This is a genomic window from Exiguobacterium sp. s35, from assembly GCF_018617535.1.
Classification (GTDB): domain Bacteria; phylum Bacillota; class Bacilli; order Exiguobacteriales; family Exiguobacteriaceae; genus Exiguobacterium; species Exiguobacterium aestuarii.
The window spans coordinates 139,700-158,119 of record NZ_JACSKI010000001.1 but is presented as its reverse complement, the minus strand read 5'-3'; the positions used below and the strand labels follow the sequence as shown (position 1 = coordinate 158,119).

General features: G+C 46.1%; 14 protein-coding genes. 6 read left to right on the top strand and 8 right to left on the bottom strand.

The features are described from left to right. Positions 1-94: 94 nt before the first annotated feature. Positions 95-787 (top strand): ABC transporter ATP-binding protein, encoded by a 693-nt coding sequence (locus KNO75_RS00810; protein WP_214819336.1) that lies wholly within the window; start codon positions 95-97, stop codon positions 785-787. Beyond that, complete coding sequence (locus tag KNO75_RS00805) at positions 780-4,004, top strand: ABC transporter permease (protein WP_214819333.1); 3,225 nt, start codon at positions 780-782, stop codon at positions 4,002-4,004. Before KNO75_RS00810 ends, KNO75_RS00805 begins: the two co-directional genes overlap by 8 nt. A gap of 133 nt (positions 4,005-4,137) precedes the next feature. Here the strand turns inward: KNO75_RS00805 and KNO75_RS00800 are convergent, their stop codons facing one another. From KNO75_RS00800 to zapA, 6 genes are all read right to left on the bottom strand, one after another. Beyond that, positions 4,138-7,545 (bottom strand): RNA-directed DNA polymerase, encoded by a 3,408-nt coding sequence (locus tag KNO75_RS00800; RefSeq protein WP_214819331.1) that lies wholly within the window; start codon positions 7,543-7,545, stop codon positions 4,138-4,140. 196 nt (positions 7,546-7,741) lie between these two features. Then, a complete protein-coding gene (locus KNO75_RS00795) occupies positions 7,742-8,152 on the bottom strand; it encodes a DUF350 domain-containing protein (protein ID WP_214760452.1) in 411 nt (136 codons plus the stop codon). 13 nt (positions 8,153-8,165) lie between these two features. Then, positions 8,166-10,520 (bottom strand): endonuclease MutS2, encoded by a 2,355-nt coding sequence (locus KNO75_RS00790; protein ID WP_214819329.1) that lies wholly within the window; start codon positions 10,518-10,520, stop codon positions 8,166-8,168. A gap of 15 nt (positions 10,521-10,535) precedes the next feature. Then, positions 10,536-12,230 (bottom strand): DNA polymerase/3'-5' exonuclease PolX, encoded by a 1,695-nt coding sequence (gene polX, locus KNO75_RS00785; RefSeq protein ID WP_214819327.1) that lies wholly within the window; start codon positions 12,228-12,230, stop codon positions 10,536-10,538. Positions 12,231-12,297: 67 nt separating this feature from the next. Further along, the gene (locus tag KNO75_RS00780) at positions 12,298-12,834 is read right to left on the bottom strand and encodes a CvpA family protein (protein ID WP_074032727.1); all 537 of its coding nucleotides are present in this window, start codon (positions 12,832-12,834) and stop codon (positions 12,298-12,300) included. A gap of 8 nt (positions 12,835-12,842) precedes the next feature. After that, positions 12,843-13,064 carry a cell division protein ZapA gene (gene zapA, locus KNO75_RS00775; protein WP_015881047.1) on the bottom strand — a complete coding sequence of 74 codons (222 nt, stop codon included), beginning with the start codon at positions 13,062-13,064 and terminating at the stop codon, positions 12,843-12,845. Positions 13,065-13,281: 217 nt separating this feature from the next. Here zapA and KNO75_RS00770 point away from each other — a divergent pair, with 217 nt between their 5' ends. The 3 genes from KNO75_RS00770 to KNO75_RS00760 all read left to right on the top strand — a co-directional run bounded on the left by KNO75_RS00770 (position 13,282) and on the right by KNO75_RS00760 (position 15,620). Beyond that, positions 13,282-14,490 carry a dicarboxylate/amino acid:cation symporter gene (locus KNO75_RS00770; protein ID WP_224860322.1) on the top strand — a complete coding sequence of 403 codons (1,209 nt, stop codon included), beginning with the start codon at positions 13,282-13,284 and terminating at the stop codon, positions 14,488-14,490. A gap of 70 nt (positions 14,491-14,560) precedes the next feature. After that, positions 14,561-15,406, top strand: coding sequence for a GNAT family N-acetyltransferase (locus KNO75_RS00765; RefSeq protein WP_214819325.1), 846 nt, complete (start codon positions 14,561-14,563; stop codon positions 15,404-15,406). Positions 15,407-15,449: 43 nt separating this feature from the next. Then, positions 15,450-15,620 carry a hypothetical protein gene (locus tag KNO75_RS00760; protein WP_214819323.1) on the top strand — a complete coding sequence of 57 codons (171 nt, stop codon included), beginning with the start codon at positions 15,450-15,452 and terminating at the stop codon, positions 15,618-15,620. A gap of 34 nt (positions 15,621-15,654) precedes the next feature. Here the strand turns inward: KNO75_RS00760 and KNO75_RS00755 are convergent, their stop codons facing one another. Together KNO75_RS00755 and KNO75_RS00750 are read right to left on the bottom strand one after the other, a co-directional pair. Next, the gene (locus KNO75_RS00755) at positions 15,655-16,956 is read right to left on the bottom strand and encodes a murein hydrolase activator EnvC family protein (protein ID WP_214819321.1); all 1,302 of its coding nucleotides are present in this window, start codon (positions 16,954-16,956) and stop codon (positions 15,655-15,657) included. 294 nt (positions 16,957-17,250) lie between these two features. Then, on the bottom strand, positions 17,251-17,769 hold the full coding sequence (locus KNO75_RS00750; RefSeq protein WP_214819319.1) for a VanZ family protein: 519 nt from the start codon (positions 17,767-17,769) through the stop codon (positions 17,251-17,253). 161 nt (positions 17,770-17,930) lie between these two features. Between KNO75_RS00750 and KNO75_RS00745 the strand changes: the two genes are divergently transcribed. After that, complete coding sequence (locus tag KNO75_RS00745; protein ID WP_214695149.1) at positions 17,931-18,404, top strand: glutathione peroxidase; 474 nt, start codon at positions 17,931-17,933, stop codon at positions 18,402-18,404. The last annotated feature ends 16 nt before the right edge of the window (positions 18,405-18,420 follow it).

The window sequence follows — 18,420 nt, the reverse complement described above, 5'->3', positions numbered from 1 at the left end:
TTGGAATGTTTTTCCTCTAATCTGAAAATAGTCAGAATATTACGCACTCTTACATATTTTCACTAAACATTAGGTAAAGGAGAGAATTTACGGTATGGCTCATCACTTCACATGCGAACACTTAACAAAACGGTTTGATACGGGTGACGTCAAAACGGTCGCCTTGCAAGACATCAACCTCCGCTTCGAGCACGGGGATTTCATCTCCATCATCGGACCATCGGGGTCTGGGAAGTCCACCCTCCTCAGTCTGATTGGTACACTCGACCGTCCGACAGAGGGCACGTTGCTCTTCAACGACGAACCGATCTCGACGCTCTCTGCAAAACAGCTCGCGGACTTCCGCTTCGAGAACATCGGCTTCATCTTCCAACAGTTCCATCTCATCCCGACACTGACGGCGCTTGAGAACGTCATGTCCCCGCTCTTCGGACGAAAAGTCGATTACGACGTCCACGAACGTGCGCTCGAACTGTTGAAAGAAGTCGGTCTCAGCGACAAAGTTGATTCGTTACCATCCCAACTGTCAGGTGGTCAGCAACAGCGTGTCGCCGTCGCTCGCGCCCTCATCCACCGTCCGAAATGGCTCCTCGCCGATGAGCCGACGGGGAACCTCGATACACACACGGGTGACGTCATCTTTGACCTGTTGATCCGCTTGAATCGGGAGAACGGATGTGGCGTCCTCTTCGTCACCCATGACCCGGAACTCGCCGACCGGGCCAACCGAAAAATTGAGATGCGCGACGGGCAGGTCGTCGCCATGAGCGACGTCCATCATGCTTAAGTTCATTTGGAATTCATGGTGGCGGAATAAAGAACGGTTCATCCTGCTCATGGTCGGGATGCTCATCGTCAGTACCGGGCTCAGCTATCTTCTCGGTGTGACTCAGGCGAATAACGGGACGGTCGTCAACGAGCTGCAAAAGCGTTGGGACTCGTCTTATCACATCGTCGTCCGTCCGGAAGGCAGCCGAAGCGTGACCGAGGACTTGAACCTGCTCGAGCCGAATTATATGAGCGGACTCGAAGGCGGGATCACGCGAGAACAATACGAGACGATTCAACAGATTGCCGACATCGATGTCGCAGCTCCAATCGCCATGATTGGGTCGACTTATTCGAGCTCGTTCACACAAACGCATACGTTTGATAAAGCAGGACTTTATCGCCTTAAGATGAATACGCTCATCGATACGGGCATTGAAAAAATTAATGACTTTCAAGACCTGAAAGCCTACTTTTGGGTCGGCTGGATGCCGAACGGCGATTCTACACACATCGGCATCGGACCAACCGCCCTATATGAAGAATTCCCACTCAGTTACGGAAGTGATGTCATGCTCGCGGGGATTGACCCGGTCGCCGAAGCGAAACTCGTCGGGTTAGACGATGCCGTACAAACGACATCGTTCAGTCGTTACTTCAATGAAGAGGACGTTCCAGAGCCTTACGACGAAGACATCACGACCATTCCAATTTTGATGAGTACAAAAGACTATGTCGATGCCTCGATTAACTACACCATCGAAGAAGTCGATGCCGATACGAGCGACCAAGAAGCCTTTATCAAAACCTATCTCGAGAAAGGGAAAGGAGAGTATCTAGATAGCTTGAAAGGTACGAAAGTCGCCTCATACGACTTTACAGCACAACAAATGCACGACAATATCACGAAACACATTTTAGAAGGAACACCACAGCCGCAAGACCCTCGTGTCACGGTTGACTACACTTGGCTTTCCGAGAAGGCATCTCCACTCGTCTATGAAGGCGTGACGAGCCCGTTCCCGAAACGGTGGCCGTACTCGTATCAAATCAAACCGTTCCTCGCTGAGGGTGAAGTGAAGTATGGGCAAGAAAGTATGTATCGTAAGTCCAATTTATACGCGGAAGACCTCAACGAAGTGCCGAAAGTGAAATATAACTACATCGGCTTATTCGACCCATCGAAACTAAAGCTGTCGAAAGATCCGTTGACGGAACTTCCGATGGAGACGTATTTCCCGGCAAGCGCCGAATGGGTCATGAACTCGAAAGACGAGCCGGTCAACCCACCGACGACCGTCAAACCGACGAACAACCCGTATAGCTTCTTGACGAAACCACCGTCAATGTTGACGACACTCGATGCAGCGTTCGCCATCGCCGGTGACAAGGCCATCTCGGCCATTCGCGTCAACGTAAAGGGCGTGGAAGTCTTGAACGAAGAAAGTGAAGCGAAGCTCCAAGCGGTCGCCAAGGAGATCGAGGATAAGACCGGTCTCATCACGGACGTCACGCTCGGTTCGTCTCCACAATACGCCGTCACCTATCTCCCTGGTTTAAAAGGAGAAAGTTCGCTCGGTTGGATTCAGCAGCCATGGATTAAAATCGGGTCGTCGATCACGATTTTCCAAGAAGCGAAGCTCGGCTTCTCCGGTGTCGTCGCGAGCGTTATCCTCGTCGCGATGCTGTATGTGTTCAGCTCGAACATCATCATGTTGTACGCACGGAAGAAAGAGTTCGCCATCCTCTTGTCGCTCGGTTGGCGACCGAGTCAGCTTTCGAAACTGTTATTCTTAGAAGCCACAATCCTCGGGTCAATGGTCGCGCTCATCTCGTGGATGATTCTCGGGACGTTCCTTTGGACGGCCGCAGGCTCGACATCGATCACCCGTATCCTCTTGATTGGACTCGCCGGACTTTTGATTTACTGGCTCGGGACACTCATCCCGATTCGACTCGTCCGTCGCATCAAGCCATATGAGACGATGCAGTCAGGTGAAGTCTCAAAGGGCCGACGTCTCGGCCGCTCTCGCTCGAGCGTCGGCATGAGCTTGAACCAACTCGTGACGTATTGGCCACGGACGTTGTTGTCGATTCTCGCCATCGCCTTACCGACGAGTCTGTTCGGCTTCTTCTTGTTCGTCACGTTCCGCCTCCAAGGTGTCTTGTATACGACCTGGATTGGGGAGTTCGTGGCACTCGAAGTCGGGACGATGCACTACGTCGCCATGGGGGTCGCCTTACTAATCGCGATGCTGACGACAACCGAGATCATGTGGCAAAACGTCTCTGAACGAAAACCACAACTCGCCGTCTTGAAAGCGCTCGGTTGGCAGAATACGTCCATCCGTCGTCTCGTCTTGACGGAAGGTGCGTTGACTGGCTTCTTCGCAGGACTACTCAGTGTGACCTTCACCATCATCATCGTCACGATCATGTATCAACAGTTCCCGACGTCAGAGCTACCGTTCTTGTTTGCGACAATCCTCATTCCGGTCGTGACAGGTGTCTTAGGTGCATTGCTTCCTGCTGAGCGTGCAGTTCGCATCACGCCGGCTGAAGCGATCGGTGGTCATGTCGTCAACCAAAAACAAGTCGAAAAACGCTTCCGCTTCGTCCTCGGGACAACGGCGACGGCACTCGTCGTCGGAATCATCAGCTTGTTCGTCTTCACATCACCAGAAGTCAAGCCGGTCACGGAAGAGACAAAAGCGACCCCAACCCCGACCGCACAGACGACGGGTGCGAAACAGGCTGATTTAAAAGCAGATAAACCGAAAGAAGCAAAAGCCACCACAACAAAAGAAGATGATCTTCAAAAAATCATGAACCTCGGTACGTTCCAAACGTTTATCGGAGATCCACAAATGAAGAAACGTGAGTTCCAAGTTGGACAGCCCGTCTTTGCTTCACCTGATGGGACGGAACCGGAAGCTGGGAAGCGATTCGTCAGTCTACCACTTACGTTGTATGACAAAGATAAGGGCTATGGTGGCTATGCGGACTATCGTCCGAACGGATTCCGCATGTACTCGCCAGATGGGACGGAATACAGCCCCGTCGACATGGTCAACCACAATAAGAAAGCGTTCCAAGGTGGCTTCCGTTACAAGCCAGGCGAGAAATCCGAAATTGATTTAGTCTTCCTCGTTCCAGAGAATGAGAAGACACTCGTCTTGTTCGCTTCGAGTGATGCCATGCCGAAAGTGTATACCGTCAAGATTGATGTACCGTAATCGAAACAAAGGAGCGTCATCCCTTCTCGGGATGACGCTCCTTTGTTTTAATCGCATTAGTTTATATTGAACTTCTGCGACTTTAAAAAAATTGGTTAACCAAACTTGATATACTAATACATATTTTTTATCATCAACTAAAGTAATTATGCATAAATTCCTGTGCCGTATGTTTTTCATTTCTATTAAATATATAATAAAAATCTTTATTAGCATGTTCGCTTTGCATTATATTTAAATCAAATTGTACATTAATATTTTTCTTACTTAAATACATGTTAAGATATACAATTTCTGCATAAAACCAATTGTATGACTTATTTACAAAAGCACAAGTCAAATTACAAGTGTTATCTTCAAAATATTTGAAGTCACATCCCTTTTCCTTAATACTTTTTTTCCCTTCCTCATAAAAGCCCTCTAAAGTTTCTCCTTCTAAGCCGTTATCGCTTAATACAAATTTACATTCTGTTCCACATATTTTATTGAGTGTAGTTTTTGGGATATTTCCAGTCGGAAGATAATTATGAGTAATGCTCAATTTTATAAGTAATGGTTCAGTTGAGTGTTTAGGACGTTCCATTTCAATATTAAAATGATCGACACTTAGATGTTTTATCCAATGAAATATAGACTCATCCTCCATTCTATCGTAATTTCTCTCGATAATTTCTTTTCTCACTCTGTCTTTAGAAACATCTGATAGGTCTGCCAACCTTAGTAACAAAGATAGTAATTTCAATTGGATGGGATGATTCTCATCATGTAATAGTTCACTTAAATTATTTATTTCTGATTTATATGCTCCATGAGCAGAACTTATCAAACCTATGTCTCTTCTTTCTGCAACTGTCAATGGCAAATTTGGATAATCGGTGACAAGTTCTTTTTCCGAGACGTTCGGGTGCTCATCTCTCACAATTCCTTCTCGAATCTTTTCAACTTCTGAATGTATATCATAAATGTATGGGAGTTTTAACTCTTTATTTTTAGATCTCGTTCTTGAAGTTGCTTTTGTTAAAATATTTGATACATTTGAGTACATACTTGCTACATCTTTTCTGTTTGTATCATTCAACATATCATTATCTGGCGCACTAAGCATACCAATATCGTGCAAATAACAAGCTGCGAACAATCTAAATGCCTCTTTAGAGTTTAAATAAATCGAAAAATCAGAATTCATAATGATTTCATGGATATTTTTAATCAAATATCTAGCATGCTCGTGATTATGTAGTGTATAGAAATTACATTCTTTAGCTCCATTTTTCCAGCTGTTCTCTACAAAATTACTTATCAATAATAGTTTATCGAATGACTCAAAGTCTTTGATATAGTGATTAAATATTTTATTGAGACTAATTTGTTCAAAGCTAATCGGTACTAGTTGATCTTCTACCGATGTCATCGACAATACAAAACTAATAAAATCCTTAATTGTGAAATTTTTGTGCTGAATTCTTTTTATAACTCTATACTTCCACAAACTAATGGACTTAAATTCATTGAAAATATCTATACCTTCACTGAATTTTATTTTATAAAGAGTTTGTATTAATTCAATTAATGCTTTTTTCCATAAATGATCTGGAGAATGATAATAATAGATATCCTCCTTATGTAATGGGTTTCCAATAATTTGTATTAAATCCTCTTTTATATAAATATAATCCGGATGAAATACACTACAAGGGATACGTTCATCTGTAAAGTTAAATTGAGTATCAAGCCACTTCACAAGGTTGAATAGTAGCTTTTGAATTTCTAAATCGCTTAGATTAATTTCAGAAATATTTTGGAATGAATTATCTATAGAGCAAGCCAAAAATTTTTCTTTTTGCTCAAGAAGCGTATAGTTAATATTTTTTATTTTTTCCGAAGCCAAATAATCTTCTTTTATGTTAAACGAGTCGCTAGTAAAATGAATTACTGATTCTTCATCGACTATTAGTCTTTTACGATTATTATTTATTTGAAAATCAGTATTATGAGAGTATTTACTTAATAAGTTTTTTAGCTCTTCATCCGCATATGGGAAAATAGATTCAATATAATTATTTACATATGGAATCCAATCGCTATGAATATTTTTTAATAACGCTTTCTTCATGACTAAAGATTTTTGGCTCAATCCAATATCTAATATCTTATTAATTTTTTTTATTGAAATTTTCATTTCATGAGGTGACCACTTTAATAGATATGTTTGAATTATATATTCAACATAATTTATTTCTTCAAAATTATCTTGAGTTTGTAAATTTAGTAGCCTATCAATAAATATTAATTTTTGTTTGCGTGTTGAAGCGCTCAAATACAGAGCATGCCACATAGCAACAAAATTTGAATCTAAATTATCTATTGAAGTATGTAAAGTTAATTCCTCGAACCAATTTTTGAAGTCATTATCTAATAACTTTATAAGCCTATAGTCTACAAATCGCTTTAACCGTTCTTCTATCTTACTTTCACTTTCGTCAGACCCGATATGCTGTTCTCTAATTTCTTTTTTTAAGTTATTCAATTTTTCCTTCATTTCATCTTTATCTTTAGATGAAATGATCAGTTCATCTCTAAGTGCTCTATCTAAATTAGAAGCTTTACTCATTAATTTTATTTCATTCTTTTTATTCGTATTTATTTGCTTTATAGATGATTTTTCTTTATTGATTTCTAATCTTCTTTCTTTTAAATATTGAGAAAATTTAACTTCTATATTTTTTGCTTCTTCTTTGGTTTCACAATACACTTTAATATCATCTACATAACTAAAACATGCAGCACTGGCACTAGTATTAGTTATTGATTCTGAATAATCTCTAATGTAAAACAATGCAAACAATGGCGAATAAAGAGGTCCTTGAGGTAATCCATCCGGAATATATGCTTCCCCTTCAACTGTAAAAGCTTTTAAGTTTAGTATGATTTCTATCCAATCTATAAATACATTGTCTTCTTCTTTTATCACCAAAACACTTTTAATATCATCTAAAAGCAAATCTCGATCAATACTTGGATAAAAATTTTTTATATCTAATTCTATTACATACTCAAATCTCTTATTGTTGGATATTTCAATCTCCTTATTAACAAATTGTGAATAACCATCTTTCCAATATTGATACATATTTTGTGAGTCATAAGAGTTTAATCTGTAACCAAAATTTGAAATCGGTAACATAAATCTCAATTCTTCGGACAAAATATTAATAATAGATTGAATAACTACCGCATCAAAAAAGTATATTCTAGCTATCGGTCTCTTATCCCATATGCCTTTTTTCTTTTTTTTAGGTTTTTGTAAAATTTCTAAAGGTTTAAATTCATGATTTTTGTTTTTTAAAAGTATATTTCTAATATCATCATATATTTCAGGAATGTTTTTTTCAAAATTTTCAATTTCAAAATGATTTTTAAGTTCTAAATTCATAAAATTATTTTTAGTTCTTAGATATGCTAAATGTATGTTCCTATAGTTGGAAGCCCTCTCCATCAATGAGAGATTTAACTCCTCTTCTTTATAATTATTTTTATTCATATGTTCTCTTTCAACTCACTTTCATTTAGTTTATATATCTATGTAAAATAGCTTATATATAATATATTTATTGAGGGAAAGCGACGTCCGTGGACGCCGCTCTCCTCAATAAAAGATATACCACAGCGCCGCTGCCACTAAGAACAGCCCGGCCCCGATGAACAAGATTTTTGCCAATCGTTCGTATACCATGTCTTCACCTCACCAATGCCGCGCCGACGACGAGGGAGACCCCGATCGACAGCAAGAATGCCAACAACCCGACGGCGATATTTCCTTTTTGAATCTCGTCGTTCACCTTCAGCGTCGGTGTCAAAAATTCAAACAACCAGTAGGTCGCGAGGAGCAAGATGAAGCCAAATCCTCCACCGACGAAGATGTCGATCGTGCTATCATGATAGCTCTCGACCACACGAAAGATGTTGGCGAGACCGACAATCTTCCCACCTGTCGCCAAAGCGACGGCGATATTTCCTTTTTGAATCTCGCGCCAGTTGCTGTATGGCGTCGTCACCTCGAAGATGGCAAGACCGACGATAATCATCAGTCCCGCCATCGAATAGAGGCCAAACGATTCCAGCATGACGGCAAACGTAATCGTACCCATTCCCCGACTCCCCTTACTTCAGTTCGACGACCGTGACACCGAGTCCACCTTCACCCATTCCTCCTGGGCGTTGACTCTTCACGTGACGATGTCCTTTTAAAAATTCTTGTGTCGCCTGACGCATCGCTCCTGTACCTAAACCATGGATGATACGGACGTTGTCATAGCCTGACACGAGTGCTTCATCGATATACTTATCTAAACGCATGAGCCCCTCTTCGACACGGACGCCGCGGAGGTCGAGCTCGGACTTCGTCGAACTCTGACGTTTGAGCGAACTTCCTTTCGATTGAAGCGGCTTCTCTTTCGATGGACCAATCTTCTGAAGGTCGTCCGCTTTGACGTTCACTTTCATGATGCCGACTTGAACGTTGTACTCATTGTCGTTGATTTGTTTCACGATGTAGCCTTTTTGGTTGAACGTCGTCACTTTCACTTCTTCGCCCTTACTGAACGTACGTTTCTGCTGGGCTTTTTGTTTCACTTTTTGGATCTTTTTGTCTTGAAGCGTCGGTTTGGCCGACTCGAGCTCTTTCTTCGCTGCGATAATCTCATGCTCTTTGACGATGCCCTGCTCCCGAAGCTTCTTCAAGCGGTCGATGACTTCGTTCGCCTGACGCTTCGCCTGTTCGACGGCCTTCTCGGCTTTCGCCTCGGCCGCGCTGTACAAGTTGTCGCGCTCGCGTTCGAATTCGGTCATCTTCGCTTCAAGCGCTGCCTGTTCTTCTTCGAAGTCATGGCGTTTGACGAGAAGTTCTTGCTCGAGCTGTTCGGCGCGTTGTTTCGCCGCTTCGAGCTCGTTGATCATTGATTCGACCGACTCGGCGTCACTACCGACGTGGCTACGTGCCTTGTCGATGACTTGCTCGGACAATCCGAGACGACGGCTGATCTCGAAAGCGTTCGAGCGACCCGGCACACCGATCAAGAGGCGGTACGTCGGGCTGAGCGATTCGATATCAAACTCCATCGAGGCGTTCATGACGCCTTCACGGTTATAGGCGTATGCCTTCAATTCCGAGTAGTGCGTCGTCGCAGCGACACGTGCCCCGCGACGTTTCACTTCATCGAGAATCGCGATGGCGAGGGCGGCCCCTTCTTGCGGGTCCGTCCCGGCACCGAGCTCATCGAAGAGGACGAGTGACATGAAGTCGATCTTGTCGAGCATGCCGACGATGTTCGTCATATGCGAGCTGAACGTCGAGAGACTCTGTTCAATCGATTGCTCATCGCCGATATCGGCATAGACGGCGTCAAACACAGAGAGCTCTGTTCCGAATTCTGCCGGCACGTAGAGACCTGACTGCACCATCAACTGTAGGAGTCCAATCGTCTTCAACGTGACCGTCTTTCCGCCGGTGTTCGGTCCGGTGATGACGAGCGACGTATAGTCTTCCCCGAGCTCGACCGTGATCGGCACGACCTCATCTTTCGGGATGAACGGGTGACGTGCTTGTTTCAACTTGATCTCACGGTTGTCGTTCAACTTCGGTTCGGTCGCTTTCATCTCTTGCCCGTAGGCGACTTTCGCAAAGATGAAGTCGAGTTCGGCCAATACGTCGAGGTTCGTCATGATCGCATCATGAACCCCACCGACTTCGTTCGAGAGCGCGCTCAAAATCCGATCGATCTCGGCGCGTTCCTTCAAGCGAACTTCTTGAATCTCGTTATTGATCGAGACAATCGCTTGCGGCTCGATGAAGAGCGTCTGACCAGAAGCCGACTGGTCATGGACAATCCCGCCGAACGCCTGGCGATACTCTTGTTTGACCGGAACGACATAGCGGTCGTTTCGAATCGTGACGATGGCATCCGAGAGCATCTTCGCGTTGTTGCGGAGGATGTTGTCGATTCGTGAACGGACACTGCCTTCATAGCTTCGGAGCTGTGTCCGAAGTCCCCGAAGTTGTGAGCTCGCCGAGTCTTGGACCGTCCCTTGGTCATCAATCGCATGACGAATCGACTGTTCGACTTCGATGAGCTTCGTCAACTTGTCCGCATACTCATCCAGACGTGGGATCCGAATCTCTTCGTTGTCCTCGTGCAGCTTCTCGAAGAAGTTCTTCACTTGACGCCCACCATACATGACAGCCGCGACGGCGAGCAGTTCGCTCGTCGAGAGGACCGAGCCGATGGCGGCCCGCTTCACTTCCGCGCGGACGTCTGTGAGCCCACCGAGCGGCAGACGGTCACGGAGACGCACGACCTCGGTCGCCTCTTTCGTCACATTCAAATTCGAGAGTACCCGGTCGTACGAGTAGTCGGGTTGCATCTTGAGCGCCAAATCTTTCCCGAGCGAGCTCGACGCGTGTCCGGCAAGCTGTTGGCGCAATTTTTCATATTCTAATACGCGTAACGCGTGGTCCATCTAGCATGTTCCTTTCTATCGCTTCGCCGCGAAGAACGCCTTGGCGTCTTCAAACGAGAAGCAGTTAATAATATCCGATGGTTCGAGATAGGCTTTCCGTGCGTGTAACACGCCGAGTGCCATATCTTCCATCATGTCTGGGTGGTGTGTGTCGGTGTTGATCATTACTTTGACGCCCGCCGCCTTCGCCTTCTTCAGCGTCGATGCCGTCAAATCGAGGCGATTCGGGTTCGCGTTCAATTCGAGCGCCGTCCCCGTCTCTTTCGCGAGGGCGATCAACTTGTCTTCGTCAATCGGATAACCGTCGCGACGACCGATGAGTCGTCCCGTCGGATGCGCGATCACGTTGACGTATGGTGAACGGCAGGCGTTCTCGAGACGTGCCATGATCTCGTCGACGGATTGGTCCATCTTCGAATGGATCGAGGCGACGACATAGTCAAGCGTCTCTAAAAATTCTGGCTCATAGTCGAGCGTCCCGTCAGGACGGATATCCATCTCGACACCACGCAACACGTTCATCTCATGTGTCTTCGCGGCTTCGCGGATCTCCTCACCTTGTGCCTCGAGTCGCTCCTCCGTCAAGCCGTTGACGAACGTCAAATACTTCCCGTGGTCGGTGATGGCCATCCACTCATAGCCGCGCCCTTTCATCGCCACGACGATTTCATCGACGGTCAACTTCCCGTCCGACCAGACCGTGTGCATATGCGCGTCTGCCTTGATGTCCTCAAGCGTGACGAGTTTCGATAAGTCGTGCTCGAACTCGGCGTGCCCTTCCCGAAGTTCAGGTGGGATGAACGGGAGTCCGTACCGTTCGAACAGTTCTTCTTCCGTTTCCGGTTGCCACAGCCCGTCTGCCGTTTCGACTCCGTACTCCGAAATCGACTCCCCTTTCGCTTTCGCGAGTTGGCGCATGCGGACGTTATGGTCTTTTGAGCCTGTGAAATGATGGAGTGTCGCGGCGAATGCGCCCGGTTCGACCATACGGAAGTCGACCGACACCATTTCCTCACGTTCGAGGACGAGCGATACTTTCGTCTCCCCTGCCGCGATCACTTCATTGATGAACGGCAAGGCGAGCAACTTCTCTCGAAGGGCAATCGGCTCCTCGGTCGCAATGATAAAGTCGAGGTCTTTACATGTCTCTTCTGCTCGACGGAAGCTTCCCCCGACTGAATGACGCAAGACGAGTTCTTCCTTTTCCAACACATCGTTAATCTCTTCGACAATCGGTCGCATGACCGCATATGCCAATCGTTCCGGACGCGACTCGAGGTTCTTCGCTGCGGCGAGTAGCTTCTCGACACTCTTCGCCCCGAATCCCGGGAGCGATGCCGCCGTCCCGTCTTCAAGCACACGAATGAGGGACTCTAAGTCGACGACCCCGACTTCACGGAGTTTGGCGAGTTTCTTCCCGCCGAGCCCTTGAATTTTCAAGAGCTTCATCAAACCGAACGGGATTTCTTCTTGCAACGCTTCGAGCACCTCACTGCGACCTGTATCGCGATACTCTTCAAGGACGGCCGCCGTCCCTTTGCCAATCCCTGAGATGGACGTCAAGTCGTCGATGTCCTCGAGTTCGAGGTCCGTATTCTCTAGAGCCGTTGCGGCCTTACGGAACGCATTGATTTTAAACGGGTTCTCCCCTTTGATTTCCATATATTGCGCAATCTTCTCGAGCAACATCATCGCTTCTACTTTATTCATATGCTTCCCCCTCTTCACACAGAAAAGACCGAGATACAAGCACTAGCTTGCATTCCGGCCTGTCGTGTCACAACATCTTATTTGAAAACCAATCTGATAGATATGGCGTGTCTTGAATGATAAATGTCGCAAGCGACGAATTGTCGACAGCATTTTGAACGCCTGCCATCGGCACGAACGCAATCACCCAAAGGATGAAGAATGTGATGACATACGCCTCGAAGAATCCGAGGACTGCTCCAATCAACCCTTTTAATTGGCGCAAAATCGGCAAGTCTGTCAAGAAGTCGAGCATCGCCAAGATGAGATGCAAGACAAGTTTCGTGATGAGGAACAAGACGACGAACCAAAAGACATTGTAAAACGTCATCTCAATCCCTGAAAGCGAGTTGAGGTCCAAGACGCCGCCAGGGAGCGTTCCATCAAGCTGAGACGGATACGGGATCCAGAGCTTGAACGCTTCGGCTAAATCTTTATAGTACGTGTTGGCGACGAGAAAACTGATGATGAGCGCGACCCAATGGCCGAGCTGTAGAATCGCGCCACGACGGAAGCCGTTGACGATTCCAATAAACAAGAAAAACAGTATAAGTAGCGTAACCATGGATTGATTTATTCTCCCATATTTCGTTTAGTTTTGACGTGGTCGCTCGCGATTTGAATCGCAGCCAAGACCGCTGCCTGACGAGCATCTAAATGAGGGGATTGTTCACGAATCTCGCGGATCTTACTGTCGACCAAAAAGCCTACTTCCCTCACATGATCAGCGGGTTCTTCGCTCACGATCGTATAGTCTTGACCCGCAATGTGAATCGTTGTTCGTTGTAACTGCACGCGCACCCCTCCTTTACGTCTGTCAGCATTAATCATAACATCGTTTTTATATTAGGAAAAGGAGAAGCCCCTTCCCTTGATATGTACAACATTTTCTATTACCCTTCTATGAAGTTGTCAAACGTCTTTCTTCAGTAAAATTGCAAGAGATGGTGGCATCATTTCGTAAAATGTGCGAAAATATCAACTATTCAAACAAACAGAAAGGGTGATTGATTTGAAATTACGCATTGGCCTCTTAGGTCGCATCATCATCGCGATCGCTTTCGGGATTCTGCTCGGGAGCATCGTACCAGAAAGTCAGAACTGGATCGTTCGGACGTTTGTGACGTTCAACACGGTCTTCGGGCAGTTCTTAGGCTTCGCCATCCCACTGATCATTCTTGCTTTCATCATCCCAGGAATCGGGGAACTTGGTAAAGGAGCAGGAAAGTTAGTCGGACTTACAGCACTCATCGCTTATGCTTCAACAGTTGTCGCAGGGACGCTCGCATACTTTGCAACGAGCAACTTGTTCCCTCAAATTTTGTCACGGTCGACGGAAGGAGCCGAAAACCCAGAAGAAGCCTTATTGAAAGGGTTCATGGAATTTGAGATTCCACCGGTATTCGGTGTCATGACCGCACTCATTTTAGCTTTCGTCATCGGGATCGGGATTGCCGCGATTGAAAGCAAACGGTCACTCGACCTCGCCATGGATTTCCGCGATATCATCGAGCTCTTAATCAGTAAAGTCATTATTCCATTACTCCCATTCCACATCGCCGGAATTTTCATGAACATGACGTACGCTGGTCAGGTCGCTGAGATCCTCTCGGTGTTCTCACTCGTCTTCGTCACAATCATCGTCCTTCATTTGACGATGCTTATGATTCAATACTCAATCGCAGGTGGTCTCAACAAAGAGAATCCGTTCAAGTTGCTCAAGACGATGATGCCGGCTTACTTCACAGCTATCGGGACGCAATCATCGGCTGCGACAATTCCAGTCACGCTTCGCCAAGCGAAATTGAACAACACGGATGAGGGTGTCGCGAACTTCGTCATCCCGCTCTCGGCAACGATTCACTTGTCAGGCTCGACGATCACACTCACATCGGTCGGTGTCGCACTCATGTACTTGAACGGCATGCCGATGTCATACGCGATCGTCCTTCCATTCATCCTCGCACTCGGTGTGACGATGATTGCAGCACCTGGTGTTCCAGGTGGAGCCGTTATGGCATCGCTCGGATTGTTCGGCTCGATTCTCGGGTTCGACGCGACGATGCAAAGCTTGGTCATCGCACTCTACTTGGCGCAAGATAGCTTCGGGACAGCTACAAACGTCACAGGTGACGGTGCCATCGCAAAAATTATCCACTACTTCAAACACAACACGAAACTTCTCGACAACACAGCGTCGAAACAAGAAGATATCGCATAACGTACAACGCATAAACGGGCAAGCCATCAGGTTTGTCCGTTTTTGTCTACATCGAATAGGAGAGATACATATGGAATGGATTGAATGGAAAGACCCGAATCACTTCGCTGACCGCGTCATGGACGCATTGTTAAAAGAAGAAGCCAAGAACAGCTTAATGATCGGCGTATTGAATAACGTGATTCAAGGCGTTTATGAGGCGTTTCATCAATTTACCGTCGAAGAGAATGGTAAACTCCTCGCCATCCTTCAAGTGACACCGCCCCATCCGCTCCATTACATCGTCGTGGACTCGGAACAAGAGGAAAAACTCCCCGCTTTCATCATCCCGCACCTTCTCGAAAACGAGATCTCGTTCATCGAGGTGGTCTCAGAACGTGCTCAAGCCGAACGATTCGGGAAAGCGTGGCAAGAGATCACATCTGGAACGAGTGAGATGTTCATGTCCCAAGGGCTTTATCGACTCGACGAAGTGGAAGACATCGAGATGGCGAAAGGCCACATGCGAAAAGCGACAACAGCCGACCAAGCACAGCTCGAAACTTGGTATAGCGCCTTTGAAGCTGAGTCGGGACTTCGTTCGTCGCCACCTGAAAAAGTGACGAAAGCAATCGACACGATGCTCAATAATGATGACGCCGTATTCTGGGAAGTCGATGGACAGCTTGTCTCGTGTGCGAAACGCTCACGTCCGACCGAGAACGGCATCACCGTCTCCTTCGTCTATACGTCACCTGACGCACGTGGAAGAGGTTACGCACGAAGTCTCGTTGCAGACCTTAGCCGCCAATTACTTGAGACGAAATCGTTCTGTGTCCTCTATACGGACTTGACGAACCCGACATCAAACAAAATCTATCGAGAAGTCGGGTACGAACAGATTATGGACTCTGCTTGGGTCCGACTCGCTAGATGAAACGAATCGCCTCCCCTATACTATTAGGTGGAGGCGATTTTTCATGGCTAGATTCCGAATTATTTTACGTGCACTTGGCGTGGCACTCCTTCTTTATATGTTAATCGTCGGTGGACAGAGCATCCTCGATGACCCGAACATCGACACGTTGTGGCTCAGTGTGATTGGTGCCGCACTCCTGACGTTTATCGTGTATCAAACAACAAAAAAGTGATCGACGCGTTCGTCGATCACTGTCTTTGTGTTGATTAGAAGAATGATGCTGGGTTGACTGTGTTTCCTGCACTCGATGATGACCATGAGTAACCACCACGGTGAATCTCGAAGTGAAGGTGTGAACCTGTCGAGTTCCCAGTGCTACCCATGCCGCCAAGGTTTTGACCTTGTGACACGCGTTGACCTGCTTTAACTGAGACTGAGCTCATGTGTGCGTATACTGTCGTCCACACTTGTCCGTTGATGACGTGTGTGATCATGACGTGGTTTCCGTATGCTCCACCCCATCCAGCTCGTGTGACTGTACCAGTAGCTGCTGCATAGATTGGCGTACCAACTCCTGCAGCGATATCAAGACCGTTGTGGAATGTGTAGCCGTTTACGCCGCTCGCTGGTCCCCATCCTTGTGTGAGGCTACCGCTTGCCGGACGTTGGAACATCCCGCCGCTCGCTGGTGCTGATGCTACAGGTGTTGACACTGAAGCGCTAGAACCACTGTTGCTTGAGCTTGCACTTTGTTGCTTCTTAGCAGCTGCTGCTTCTGCCGCTGCGCGACGTGCTTCTTCTTCAGCACGACGTTGTGCTTCGATTTCTGCTTGGATCGCTTTCTCTTGAGCTTTGAGCGTATCTTCCATCTCTTGTAGGCTCATGAGTTTTGATTCGAATTTCACTTTTTCAGCTTCGAGTTTCTTGATTTTCGCTGCGCGCTCTTTCATTTTTTGATCGAGCTCTTTTTGGCGTTTTTCAAGTTCTTCTTTTTGCTTCACGAGTGAATCGCGTTCTGCTTTTAATTCAGCTTGCGCTTTTGCAAGTTTTTCTTTCGTTGCTTCATATTCTTCGAAGATCTGTTGGTCGTTCTCTTGGATCGTACCAGCTGTGATCATACGTGTGATCAAGTCACCGAAGTCTTTTGAACCGAAGATGAACTCAGCCCAGTTGACTGACGAGCCACCGTTCTTTTGCATCGTCGCCATACGGTCTTTCATGAGTTCTTCTTGTGCTTTCATTTTTGCTTCGTATTTTTTGATTTGCTCTTGAAGCTGTTTGATTTTTTCTTCAGTTGCACGGATCTCAGCTTTTTTCTGAGCGACATCGTTGATGACGTCTTGGAGTTCAGCATCTAACTTGTTGATCTCTTGTTGCTCTTTGCTGATGGCTTGCTCACGTGATTGAATCGAAGAGTTTGCTTTCGACTGCTCGCTGCTATTCTTTTGTCGTTGTTCTTGTACTTTCTTCTGCTTCTCTGTAAGTGAGGCTGCATAAGTCGGTGACGTTCCGCCGATCAAGAGTGCGCCTAGAGTGACTGTGGCTGCAAATTTCTTCAAGTTACCCAATGTGCTTCCCTCCGCTGATTCCCGTGTATTTTTTATCTATAATCGTTCAAGTATTTTCTATAAGATAAGTTGCGATATTTCATTCGCTCTGTGACTCATTATATCAATCTAAACCAAAAGTTATTTTACACTTATATTTCATTCGTATGACATTGACCTAATTTAGGTTTTATCCCTTAAAAAACGTGGGTATAGACAATATTTTATTTGGTTCGTTGTCACAAAATAGTTTTTAAAATAAGAAAAGCACTTTAAGAAAGCGCTTTTCACATAACAACCTATATCATTTTTTTACTACCTTAATGCGACATACCCAGCTCGTTTCCCTCGTTTTCGTTTTGAACGAAGTAATAAGAAGCCACCAATCAGCACGACTCCTGCAATCGCCCCACTGCTGTCCAATAGGACATCTTGCAGTAACGGCGTCCGCTCCGGCGTCAAACTCTGATGATACTCATCAAAGATGGCGACCGTATTGGCAAGCGTCCAGGCAAACAAAAGGATCAGTCCGGCATGAAGGTTCGTTCTCGAAATCGCCTTGACGAACAAAGCACCGAGAGCGAAGAATGTGACGAAATGTGCCGTTTTCCGCATCAAGAACTCGATGAGTCCGACTGTCCCTAACGTGTCGAGTGACACTTCTTTGCCTGCATAGTCAAACTCGACGTTCGCTAGCGTCGGCTCGATCCAGCTCCAATCGAATCGCTCGAGTGGCGAAACAATCGATTGGTCTGAGTAAGGTGTCGCACTCGAGAAGAATAATCCAATTAAAATGAGCGCGATCCATATAAATTCATTTTTTAAAAGTCGCATAACACCGTTCCTTTCTACAACGAGTTTCATTATACGGATTGTACACCACGAAATATGTAACAGCGACATCATGATTTCATAACAATTTGATTGCACGCAACGCGTTCAAAGTCGTGACCTCGTTACTCTCTTGGTATACTAAAGAAAAAGGGGGAATAGACATGATCTATGATTTTGAAGCATTGGACATGAAAGGACAGCTACAACCGTTAGCTACATATAAGGGAGACGTCTTACTCATCGTCAATACGGCAAGTAAGTGTGGATTCACGCCACAGCTCGAAGGTCTCGAGTCGCTATACAACTCGTACAAAGGACAAGGCCTCCAGATTCTTGGTTTCCCATGCAACCAGTTCGGACATCAAGACCCGGGCTCAAACGAAGAGATCCAGGAGTTCTGTCAGCTTAACTATGGCGTATCGTTCCCGATGTTTGCGAAAGTCGATGTGAACGGAAAAGACGCGCACCCACTCTTTACGTATCTCTCAAAAGAAGCACCGGGACTACTTGGCTCGAAAGCGATCAAATGGAACTTCACGAAGTTCTTAGTCGACCGTGACGGGAACGTCGTCGAACGCTTCTCGCCACAGACGACACCGGCCGAGATTGAGGATGCGGTTAAAAAGCTCATCTAACTCAAAAAGGATGGCT

Bases quoted from the DNA above. Each gene is read 5' to 3' on its own strand.
- KNO75_RS00810 (WP_214819336.1), top strand. From the start codon at position 95: ATGGCTCATCACTTCACATGCGAACACTTAACAAAACGGTTTGATACG.
- KNO75_RS00805 (WP_214819333.1), top strand. From the start codon at position 780: ATGCTTAAGTTCATTTGGAATTCATGGTGGCGGAATAAAGAACGGTTC.
- KNO75_RS00800 (WP_214819331.1), bottom strand. From the start codon at position 7,545: ATGAATAAAAATAATTATAAAGAAGAGGAGTTAAATCTCTCATTGATG.
- KNO75_RS00795 (WP_214760452.1), bottom strand. From the start codon at position 8,152: ATGGGTACGATTACGTTTGCCGTCATGCTGGAATCGTTTGGCCTCTAT.
- KNO75_RS00790 (WP_214819329.1), bottom strand. From the start codon at position 10,520: ATGGACCACGCGTTACGCGTATTAGAATATGAAAAATTGCGCCAACAG.
- polX (WP_214819327.1), bottom strand. From the start codon at position 12,230: ATGAATAAAGTAGAAGCGATGATGTTGCTCGAGAAGATTGCGCAATAT.
- KNO75_RS00780 (WP_074032727.1), bottom strand. From the start codon at position 12,834: ATGGTTACGCTACTTATACTGTTTTTCTTGTTTATTGGAATCGTCAAC.
- KNO75_RS00765 (WP_214819325.1), top strand. From the start codon at position 14,561: ATGGAATGGATTGAATGGAAAGACCCGAATCACTTCGCTGACCGCGTC.
- KNO75_RS00760 (WP_214819323.1), top strand. From the start codon at position 15,450: ATGGCTAGATTCCGAATTATTTTACGTGCACTTGGCGTGGCACTCCTT.
- KNO75_RS00750 (WP_214819319.1), bottom strand. From the start codon at position 17,769: ATGCGACTTTTAAAAAATGAATTTATATGGATCGCGCTCATTTTAATT.
- KNO75_RS00745 (WP_214695149.1), top strand. From the start codon at position 17,931: ATGATCTATGATTTTGAAGCATTGGACATGAAAGGACAGCTACAACCG.